Origin of the sequence: Ferruginibacter sp. (genome assembly GCF_031430955.1) — a bacterium.
In the GTDB taxonomy this organism is placed as follows: domain Bacteria; phylum Bacteroidota; class Bacteroidia; order Chitinophagales; family Chitinophagaceae; genus Ferruginibacter.
In genome coordinates this window covers 1-2408 of record NZ_JANPCM010000105.1, presented here as the reverse complement: position 1 = coordinate 2408, position 2408 = coordinate 1, and the positions used below count along the sequence as shown (strand labels likewise).

The 2408-nt window shown below is 36.4% G+C and carries 2 protein-coding genes and 1 pseudogene; 1 reads left to right on the top strand and 2 read right to left on the bottom strand.

Translation table 11 applies throughout. The features are described from left to right. Positions 1-59: 59 nt before the first annotated feature. Positions 60-1556 (bottom strand): GH3 auxin-responsive promoter family protein, encoded by a 1497-nt coding sequence (locus ACY65O_RS02905; RefSeq protein WP_462219351.1) that lies wholly within the window; start codon positions 1554-1556, stop codon positions 60-62. Between the two features lie 107 nt (positions 1557-1663). Then, positions 1664-2107 carry a DUF4258 domain-containing protein gene (locus ACY65O_RS02900; protein WP_462219350.1) on the bottom strand — a complete coding sequence of 148 codons (444 nt, stop codon included), beginning with the start codon at positions 2105-2107 and terminating at the stop codon, positions 1664-1666. 113 nt (positions 2108-2220) lie between these two features. On the opposite strand from ACY65O_RS02900, the pseudogene ACY65O_RS02895 reads away from it, so the two are divergent. Beyond that, positions 2221-2408, top strand: a pseudogene (locus ACY65O_RS02895) (tRNA (N(6)-L-threonylcarbamoyladenosine(37)-C(2))-methylthiotransferase MtaB); the annotation flags it as partial.

Below are 2408 nucleotides of genomic sequence, written 5' to 3'. Positions count from 1 at the left end.
CATTTAATTATGCAAAGAAGTCAAGTTTTAAAAACTTGACTTCTTTATTACGACACTTTTTAATTCTCAATAAATTCTGCCAATTCATCCGCAATCTTCCTATCATTACTCAATCTCGGCATTTTATTTTGCCCGCCCAGTTTGCCAATGCTTTTCATATAATCTATAAAACCATTTTTATGAATGGTAGATATTTTAAGTTGCTGTAAAATATTGCCGCCAACCAAATCATCGTAATACACATTTTTAGCCCGTAAATTATCATCGACCTTTTTTGCAAATAAAGATAAGTCTGCCGGTTGCTTTTCAAACTCTACAAACCATTCGTGAAAACTTTTTCCGGCATCGTCGGCAATCATGGGCGCTACAGTAAATTCTGTTACTTGCACATTTTCTTCTTCAGCCGCTTTTAATAATGCAGCTTCTACTTCTTCGCCAATTACATGTTCGCCAAAGGCGCTGATAAAATGTTTTGTTCTGCCAGTAACTACCAGCCGGTATGGATTGGTGGAAACAAACTTTACGGTATCACCAATATTATATCCCCACAAACCGGCATTATTATTTATTATCAATGCGTAGTTCTCTCCCACTTTTACATCTTTCAAACTCAACCTTGTTAGGTTATCATTAAAAATTTCTGACGCAGGCACAAACTCATAAAAAATGCCGCTGTTAGTATTTAATAATAATCCTTCTGCATTTTGGCTATCTTGAAAAGCAAAAAAACCTTCGCTTGCGGGGAACAATTCTATACAATCAATTTTTTTACCAATGCTTTCAAACAGTTTGGCTTTGTAAGGTTCAAAGTTTACGCCGCCCTGCACCATCACACTAAAATCAGGAAATAATTCACTTATTTTTTTACCGCTTTTTTCCTGCAGCCTGTCAAAATACATTTGCATCCACGGTGGTATGCCGCTGATGAGTGTCATGTTTTGATTAATCGTTTCTTCAACTATTTTATCTAATTTTTCTTCCCACTCTTCAATACAATTGGTAGTGTAAGAAGGTAACTGATTGGCCCGTAAATATTTTGGCACATGATGATTAACGATGCCGCTTAACCTTCCCGTTGGTATGCCGCCTACTCTTTCTAAAGTTGGAGAGCCGCTTAAAAAAATTAATTTACCATCAGCAAATTTGGTATTGCCTGTTTCGGCCATATAACACAACAAAGCATTTCGTGCCGTGTTGATGTGGTTGGGAATAGAATCTTTTGAAATAGGAATATATTTTACGCCGCTGGTGGTGCCGCTTGTCTTGGCAAAATAAATTGGCTGACCTTTCCACAATACATTGTGTTTACCTTCCTTAATTCTTTCGATGTAAACTTTAAAAGCTTCGTAATCACGAATGGGCACCTGCTTAACAAAATCTTCGTAAGTTTTTATATCTGCAAAGCCATGCTCTTTTCCAAACTCTGTTTTGGCTGCAGTTTTTATTAATTGGTTAAAGGTAGATTGCTGGTCTTCCACAGCAGTTTCCATTCCTTTTTTTATTTGCTTGTATATGTAACCGGCAAAAGGCTTTGCCAGTAAAGATTTTATTTTCATTTTTGTTATATCACTAATTATGGGAATACCCCAAGTACACGAATTCTTAAATAAAATTAAAACATTAATTCGTGTAATTAGTGCCTTTAATTTATGTTATTAAAAAATTATTTACAATCACAATACCAATCTTTATCCAAATCAATAACCGTAACTACCACCAGGTTTTCATTTTTGGGTGCAAACACAATACGCACATGTTGTTTATCATGTGTAATGCCTTCTAAAGGATAACTTTTGCCTTTGTCGTTTTTTTCAATTTTGTTATAGTTGATGGTGCCTTCATCTAAAATTTCTTCCACTTCGCTTTCATCAATATGGCGGCAATCCATACGGCAGCGGGCATGTTTGCTGTAAATTAATTTTGGCGGATGACGGTTTAATTCGCCATCATCAGTTGTATTGGTGGTGACAGCCGGAATGGTTTCTCTTTTGTTACGCTGCTCTGTATTTTGATTTTTAGGATTGCTGCCCCGCTGGTGACTTTTTATGTACCACAATAATATTGCAGCAGCGATTAAAATGATGTAGGGGAAATATTTTTTTAGCATAGCGATAATAAAGTGCTAAAGTAAACTAAAAGCTCAACGAATACATAGTGTGTTAAAAAGTACAGCCTTTAGGGGGAGATTTAGAGAGGGCTTTTGTTTTATCTTTGCACCCAATGAGTAAATCTGTTGCGTTACACACTTTGGGCTGCAAGCTTAACTTCTCCGAAACATCTTCTATAGGAAGATTGCTGGAGCAGGATGGCTTTGTAAAAAAAGATTTTGATGAAGTAGCCGATGTGTATGTAATAAATACCTGCAGCGTTACCGATAATGCCGATAAAGAATGCCGCCAGTTAGTGCG